Source organism: Stieleria sp. (genome assembly GCF_041595215.1).
GTDB classification, from domain to species: domain Bacteria; phylum Planctomycetota; class Planctomycetia; order Pirellulales; family Pirellulaceae; genus Stieleria; species Stieleria magnilauensis.
Map to the genome: position 1 here is coordinate 1 of NZ_JBFHKV010000328.1, position 7,824 is coordinate 7,824.

Consider the following 7,824-nt stretch of genomic DNA (forward strand, 5'->3'; position numbering starts at 1 on the left):
AAGCCCGCAACGCGACGAATGGAGAGTTCACCACGGTGGCTCAGCCGCAAGACAACAGTCTGCCCAATGTCCCCTTTGACTTCCTCGTGACGTGGCCGCAAACCAGCTATCCGGTCGACGCGGTGCGGATCACGATCGATACCGATCACAATCTCAATGCGTACGAAGAGATTGATGCGGTTCAGTTGCGCGGGGTGACGGTTCCGGATACCGACGGTGCTCGGATCATCGAATCGACGCTGCAGGGCAGTGTCAACGGTCCGGTCAGCCGTGTCGAACTGACGTTTGACGAGCCGATTCAAGATGGTTCCTTCACGCTCGAGGACGTGTCGAGCTTCGAAGGTCCGGAGGGTGCAATTCAGGCAACCGCGGTCAATCGACTGACCAGCACACGTTACGAAATCACGTTCCCGCCGCAGACCGCATTCGGCGATTACTCGCTGTCGGTCGGCCCCGACGTGTTGGATCTGGAGGGAAGGCCGATGAACCAAGATGGGGATGAAATCGATGGAGAGCCGTTGGAGGATGCTTTCGTCATCCAATTCACGGTCGAACTGTGGCAGTTTGCCGAAGTGGTTGTCGATTTCAGTTCTCAGTACAGCCCCACATCGTGGTCGGCCGAGCAAGCACTCGGTGCGTCGGACACCTTTGTCTACGGGGACTCGCGGCAGGCTTGGGCGCCACGTGCCATCAATGGAACCAGCGAAACGCTGACGGTTGGATTCGCGACGCCGGTTCAATCGACCGGTGTCATCATTCGTGAAACGTTCGGCAACGGTTTTGTCACGGCGGTGCATGTTCGTGACGCCGACACGGGCGAGTACCATTTGGTTTCGACCGCCCAGGACGACAGCCAAGCGGGGACGGCGGTTGATTACAACGTGTCGTGGCCGCTGACCGACTACCGCGTCGACGCGGTTCGGATCACCGTCGATACGGATCATTCTTTGTCGTATGAAGAAATTGATTCGGTGCGATTACGGGGCATTGTCCCACCGGACACGACCGGCCCGCGCGTGGTCGCTTGGTTACCCGACGCCGGGCATCCCGGCCCCGTGGACCATGTGGAATTAACGTTCAATGAACCGATCGACGTGGGAAGTCTCTCGCTGGACGATTTCTCCTCGTTCAACGGCCCCGGCGGTCCGATCTCCATCGACTCGATCGAATCCGTTTCCGAAACGGTCTATCGGGTCTGGTTTGCACCGCAGACCGATTGGGGAACGTATTCGTTGGTCGTTGGTCCGGATGTCGTCGACCTGGCGGGCAATGCGATGGATCAAAACGGCGACGGAGTTTCCGGCGATCTTTCCACCGATGTCTTTGAGCTCACGTTCGATTTGGAGCTTTGGCAAGACGCGAGTTCCGTTGTCGATTTCAGCTCACAGTACAGTGCGACGTCGTGGTCCGCGTCGCAAACCCTTGGGCCGCCGGACACGTTTGTCTATGCCGATCAACGCACCGCCTGGGCGCCAGGGTCGGTCAACGGGACGACCGAGACGCTGACCGTTGCGTTCGAAACGCCCGTGTCGGCGACCGGCGCGATCATTCGCGAAACCTACGGCAACGGGTTCGTGCGAATGGTGGAAGCCCGCGACAGCGAAACCGGAACCTTTCACATCGTGTCGACGGACACCGATGACAGCCAGCCGGGGACGCCAGTCGACTACTTTGTTTCCTGGCCGATGACGACTTACAACGTCGATGCGCTGCGGATCACGATCGATACCAACCACTCCTTCTCGTACGAAGAAATTGATTCGGTGCGTCTGCGTGGCATCGTCGCACCCGATACGAGCGGCCCCCGGATCATCGCGACGGTTCCCGATGCGACACACTCCGGCCCGATCGACCAGATCACGGTGACGTTCAATGAGTCGATCGATCCTCTCAGCTTTACGCCGGACGATGTGGTCAGCTTGTCCGGTCCCGCTGGAGCGTTGGCGGTCGATGAAGTCGTCCAGCTCAGCGATGACACCTATCAGATCCGGTTCGAGGCGCAAACGGCAATGGGTGTCTATGCATACTCGATTGGGCCGGAGATTCGCGATGTCGCCGGAAACCTGATGGATCAGAACGCAAACGGTATCGGCGGCGAAGCGGTGGACGACGTGTTTTCCTCATCGTTTGCAGTGGAATTGTGGCAATACGCTTCGACCGTCATCGACTTCAGTTCCCAGTACAGCCCGTTCGGATGGTCAGCCGCCGATGCGTTGGGCGAACCGAACACGTTCGCCTATGGCGACGCCCGCACCGCGTGGGCACCGCGTTACGCAAATAGCGGCGATCAATCCCTGACCGTCGGATTTGAAGTTCCGGTCCGTTCGTCCGGTGTGGTCATTCGCGAAACCTTTGGCAACGGGTTCGTGCGCGCGGTGGAAGTCCGGGATGCGGTCAGCGGGCAATTTCACGTGATGCCGATCGGATCCGATACCAGCCAACCCGGGACGCCGGTGGACTACGACGTGTCGTGGCCGCTGACCAGTTTCACCGTTGATGCGATCCGTATCACGATCGATACGACGCATTCGTTGAGCTACGAAGAAATCGATGCGGTGCGATTGAAGGGGCAGTAGGGCATGCTGTGCATGTCGATTGTCACGCACAGCGTGACCTACCGCTTGTCGATCGTCACGCACAGCGTGACCTACTGTTAGTTCTGGCTGACCTTGATCAGTGTCAGCTCGTTTCCGGTTTCGTTGTAGGTGACCTTGTCCATCAGCGTGCTCATCAGCGCGATGCCCACCCCGTCTCCCGTCCCGAAATAGTCTTCACGCGTGAACGTGCGGGCAGAGAGGCGTTGGTTTCCGACGCCGCCGTCGCGAATGACGAACCGTGCCGTGCTGTTGGTGACATGGACTTCCAGCACCATCTGTCGATCACGATAGGGCGATTGCGAACGACGTTGCGAAATCAGCTCCTTGAGTGCTTCCCAACCGGCGGCACGACTGCGATCGAGTTCGTCACTGGTCAATTCCAGGTTGCCGTGCCAGATCGAATGGAGCAGCGCTTCTTCCAACGCCACGCCGACACGGATGTGCTCGGTCTCGTCGCTCAGTTCCAGCCCGCCAATGATCTGTTGGACATAGTCGACCAACGCGGGGATCTTGTCGAGATCGTTATCCAGGTAGAAAGTCGCATTGATCTTGCCATAGAACTTGGTCGACCGGTTGCGATTGCGGTTCGCGCGGGCACGGGCCAGGACCCGGTAGACGGTTTCCACCAGCCGCTCCACCCGTTTGGCTTTGGGGACATAGCTGGCCGCACCCTCGTACAAGGCGTCAACCGCCAACGATTCGTTGCCGTAGGCGGTCATCAACACCACGGGGATCTCCGGAAACTCGCGTCGGGAAGCACGCACCAATTCCAAACCATCCATTTCTGGCATGACCAGATCGGTGATGACCAAGTCGGGAGCGGAGTGACGCATCTGCTGCAACGCGTCGAGACCGTGTTCGGCAAAGACAATCTGAAAGCCTGGCTGATCCGCAATGAGGTCGCGCGTGAAGTGCCTATCGACCGGGGAGTCGTCGACGATCAGTATCGTTGTCATGTAGTCATACCTGCATCTCGAATGAAGGGGGGCCGTGACGTTCGCACGGAACCTCGCCCGCATCACCCTATGCTAATGGATGGCGGCCACGGAAGCACGAAAAAAGAGTGCTTTCGGCGGCCAGGAGGTCGCGCTGGCGGAAGTGTCCATTCGCACACTGCTTTGTTTTCGACAAAATCGTCACATCGACGCTGGCGTCGAACCGCCACGTCCGCGAGCCGTCCGAAACCGACTTCAAAAAAATCGAAATTCGGTGCGCAACACGTTTACTCCGGAAGGTTCTGGTGTAGGTGAAGGGGACACGTGCCACGGGGATCACGAAAGCCTCCCCGGATCCGTCCGGCCACGTGACTTGGCATCTGAAATGCTGCCAGGATGGATGTTGTCAATGCCGGTCTCCCTCTTTCCCCCATTTGCAGGAGCCTGACGATGAGCTTTTTCTCAAGAGTGTCGGACATTATCAATGCCAACGTCAGCGACATGCTGGATCGGGCAGAAGACCCCGAAAAGATGGTCAAGATGTTGATCTTCGAAATGGAGGAACAGATCGCTGTCGCACGCGACGGTGTAGCCAAGGCGATTGCCGGTGAAAAACAGCTGGAGGCGAATCTGCAGAAGAATCGCGGTCTGGCCGAACAGTGGCGGGCGAAAGCCGGAGCGGCCGTTGGACGTGACGACGACGATCTGGCGCGCAAGTGCTTGGCCCGCAAGAAGGAATACGATCAGATCGCCGCCAGCTTGCAGCCTCAATGGGAAGCCGCCCGCAAGACCAGCGACGCACTCAAGTCGGACTTGCGACGCATCGAAGAAAAACTGGAGGAAGCGGTTCGCCGGCGCGACAGTTTGATCGCACGCCAGATGGCCGCCGAAGCGTCACGCGAAGTCCAGGGTGTGGCGCCTTCGATGAACCGGGTGCAGCGCAGTTTTGACAAATTCGACCGCATGGAACGCAAGATCGAAGGCATGGAAGCGGAAGCGGCGGCCTATGCCGAGCTGTCCGATTTGTCGACGGATTTGGATCGCGATGTCGAGCAGGCCCAGCGGGATGCCGAAGTCGAATTGGAACTGGCGGCGTTGAAGCAGCAAGCGACTGTCGACGAGCAATCGTGACAGAGCGATTGAACTGCAGGTGCTAGCGGAACGGCGCGAGGCGCCCGGTGTTGGCGTTGCAAACGCGTTGAGGGACCGGAGGGATCGCGCCCTACCGCTAACAAATAGCTGCACGTGCATTCGTTTCCTAACATGAGCTTGCCGTTCCATGAATGCATCCGATTGTCGTTGCCCCGCGTGCGGCCATCCGACCTCCTTCTTTCGTCTCTGGTGCGACGGCTGCCACGCACCCTTGCCGCATCCCGCATTCGAACCGGCGCCCGCGGACGTCATCAAGAAAGAGTCCGAACGGAAGCAACTTTATGGACGAGTCTTAGCCGATCTGGAGCAGCTTGCTCGGTCATGCGAAGTGCCGGGCGATCAGGCCGCGACGATCCATGCGTTCTATCGAAAGCAACTGGGCGAACTCGAACATCGAAACACGGAGCGGTCAGAGACGATCGCGATTGACAATCTGGTTCGCGGCGCAAGGGCCGCGGCGCAAGCGGGACGCTATGAGCAGGCGATCGAGTCGTTGCGGTCGTTGGACCGGCAGCATCCCGGCATCGTGCCAACCGAATCGATGTCGCGGGAGATCCATGCCAGGGAGGTGGAGGAGCGAACCGAACGCGAAGTCGACCGACTGGTCGCTTCCGCACGAGCGTGTCTGCGACGAGGGCAAGTCGACGAGGCGCAACAACAACTTTCTCGGGCGCGCGAGTTGCGCCCCAATAGCGAAGCCGTACAACAGGCATTGGCCGCTGTCCAGACCCGGCGGGCGGCCGAGTCGGTTGAATCCACTGTCGGCCCGACGGAGTCGCTCGATCAGGTCGCAGCGGATCGTGTCGAAGCGAATCAAGTCCCAGCGAATCAAGTCGCAGCGGAACAGGTGCACGAGCCGCCGGTTGACCAGCAGGTTGCCGTCCCCGACACCGCTCCAGAGTTGCCATCGGCGGGCGAGGAACCGCCCGCTGTGCAGCCGACCGATCCGATGTGGAATCCGATGCCGTCCCAACGTCCGACTCCGGCCGCGCGGACCTTTGCGGTGGAGGACGAGGAGGTCCCCAGTGCGACGCAGCGGTTGATCGATTCGGCGTCGCAATGGTCCGCGGTACTCAAGCCGTTTCTGCTGGACAACGTTGGCTGGTTCGTCGGTGCATTTCTAGTGATTGCCGGTTTTGTGGTCTTGATCGTGTCGTTCTGGGGCAACATCGAACAGAACCAAGTGCTGATGCACTCGCTGGTTTACCTGTCCCTGGCCACGACCACCGGCATGTTTTTCGCGATGGCGTACTTCATGCGATTGAAGTACCCGCAACTGGAAAGTTCCAGCAATGTGTTGCTGGTGATTGTTGCATTGTTGATTCCCTTGGTGTTCGCGGCCGCGGTCTTAACGACGTTGGTGCCCGGAGCGACCGGCGATGTCATCGTCCAAGCCGGCATGAGGTAAATGATGAATCCACTGGCCATTGTCATCGGGCTCGTGTTCGGTGTTGTTTCCGCGGCAGCCTTCTATGGCGTGTCGATGATCACGTCGGGTTTGTTTGCCCGTCCGTTTTATCGGACCTATTCGCGGGTCTTGATCGGTATCTGTTGTGTGATGTTACTGGCACCGGGTTTGCGTTTTCTCGCTGCGTCGAATCCGTTGGCCGGAGCGATCGGGTTGGCGATGACTCAGTACCTGGCGATGGCGATTCTGGGTTACGGGGTGTACCGATTCAATCGCGACTTCATCAAACGGGTCTTTCTGCGGCGAAGGACAACGACGTTCTTCATCTTTGGCACCCTGGCCTACGCGACGGTGGTGACGTTGACGTTCTTGCACGTTGCGGTCGGCGGCACGCCGTCTTGGGCGGGACACGGGCACGGCCTGATCACGTCGGCTCACTACGGGCCGCTGCTTGTTCTGTTGGCCGTGATGGTGTTCGACACAGACAACCGACTGAAATCATTGCACAACGAACCGCGTCGCTTCAGCCGATTCACGTTCGTCGGTTACGCGATTTCGTTTCTGGGTGTTTCGGTTTCCACCGTTCCGTTTGTTGCCGACGCGTTCCATCGGCTCAGTTCAATGGCCGTGGATTCACCGTGGATACAGAGCGTGAGTGCGGCGGAGGCGTTGTTGATCGCGATCGGATTGTATGGATGGCTGGTTTGGCGTTACGAATCGATTCCGCCGTTGTTCTTGCTGCTGCTGGCGATCATTGCCGAATACCATGTGCTGGTCACTCAGTGGGTGCTGCAGGCATTCGGGCCGGAAAGCTGGGGGCTGGCGTCGCTGCCGCTGTTTGCCGGAATCACGCTGCTGGATCACTACTTTAGCCATTGGGATCAGCGCAAGCGGGAGTCCGACGAACGACGGTCCATTGCAGGTGAGCGATCACTCGACACGATGCTCGAATCGCTTCGATTTGCCACGCCATTTCGGATCGTGCAATGGGGTTTGGCAGCGGCGCTGTTCGGTGTCACCTTTTGGACGCATTTCTACACTCCAGCCGTCGCGCCGGTTTGGCTCGGTGTCACATTTGCCGTGTACTGCGTTTTCTTTTTGCTGACTTCGTTTGTCCGGCGACAACCGACGCTGATCTATCTGGCCGGCGGTCTGGCGGGGCTTGCCGCGTTCTTCGGTGTCGCACCTGCCGGCGGCCCCGTTGCGACGGTGGTGCTGGCGGGTATCGGTTCGGTCGCGGGACTGATGGCCTGGGCGGGCGAGCGACGGGGGCTGAAACTCTGTTGGCGGACACCGCTGGTCGACGTTTCGATGCTGGCGTCGGTGTGCGTCATCGGACTGGTGTTCTCACGCCACATCTTCGGCGCCAATCCGTACCACTTTCATGCCGTCGGAATGCTAGACGGCATCGCCTTGGTGGGATCGATGTTGGGCTGCATCGCCTGCGCGTTGCAGTATCGATCGCAACTGCCGATGTACTTCCTGATGATCGCCGCGGTCACGTTGATCCCGGTGTGGAGTGCGGGGCTGGGCCTGTTGGCGGCGATCGCCGCCACGTGGCTTGATCACACATTTGCAGCAGGTCGCGGCGTCTTGGTCGGCGACCGAGTCCGCTGGTTCGACCGTGTCGGGCTTCCCTTGGCCGATGAATTGCCGGGGCTGCTGTCGCGTCCCCTCTCGCTCGGTGGGATTCCGTTGGCGTTGCTGGGGCTTGCAATTTCCATCGTGCATG

The 7,824-nt window shown here is 59.5% G+C and carries 5 protein-coding genes; 4 read left to right on the forward strand and 1 reads right to left on the reverse strand.

The genetic code is table 11. The annotated features are described in order from the left end of the window. The coding region (locus ABX749_RS14240; protein ID WP_372896563.1) for an Ig-like domain-containing protein at positions 1 to 2,576 on the forward strand (2,576 nt) is incomplete at its 5' end. A 77-nt stretch (positions 2,577 to 2,653) separates the two neighbouring features. On the opposite strand, the gene ABX749_RS14245 is transcribed toward ABX749_RS14240, so the two are convergent. Beyond that, positions 2,654 to 3,553 carry a response regulator gene (locus ABX749_RS14245; protein ID WP_372896564.1) on the reverse strand — a complete coding sequence of 300 codons (900 nt, stop codon included), beginning with the start codon at positions 3,551 to 3,553 and terminating at the stop codon, positions 2,654 to 2,656. 429 nt (positions 3,554 to 3,982) lie between these two features. Here ABX749_RS14245 and ABX749_RS14250 point away from each other — a divergent pair, with 429 nt between their 5' ends. From ABX749_RS14250 to ABX749_RS14260, 3 genes are all read left to right on the forward strand, one after another. Then, positions 3,983 to 4,663, forward strand: a complete 681-nt coding sequence (locus tag ABX749_RS14250; protein WP_372896565.1) for a PspA/IM30 family protein — start codon at positions 3,983 to 3,985, stop codon at positions 4,661 to 4,663. Positions 4,664 to 4,895: 232 nt separating this feature from the next. Beyond that, on the forward strand, positions 4,896 to 6,092 hold the full coding sequence (locus tag ABX749_RS14255; protein ID WP_372896566.1) for a tetratricopeptide repeat protein: 1,197 nt from the start codon (positions 4,896 to 4,898) through the stop codon (positions 6,090 to 6,092). After that, a partial coding sequence (locus ABX749_RS14260) for a hypothetical protein (protein ID WP_372896567.1) occupies positions 6,093 to 7,824 on the forward strand: 1,732 nt, incomplete at its 3' end.

Bases quoted from the DNA above. Each gene is read 5' to 3' on its own strand.
- ABX749_RS14245 (WP_372896564.1), bottom strand. From the start codon at position 3,553: ATGACAACGATACTGATCGTCGACGACTCCCCGGTCGATAGGCACTTC.
- ABX749_RS14250 (WP_372896565.1), top strand. From the start codon at position 3,983: ATGAGCTTTTTCTCAAGAGTGTCGGACATTATCAATGCCAACGTCAGC.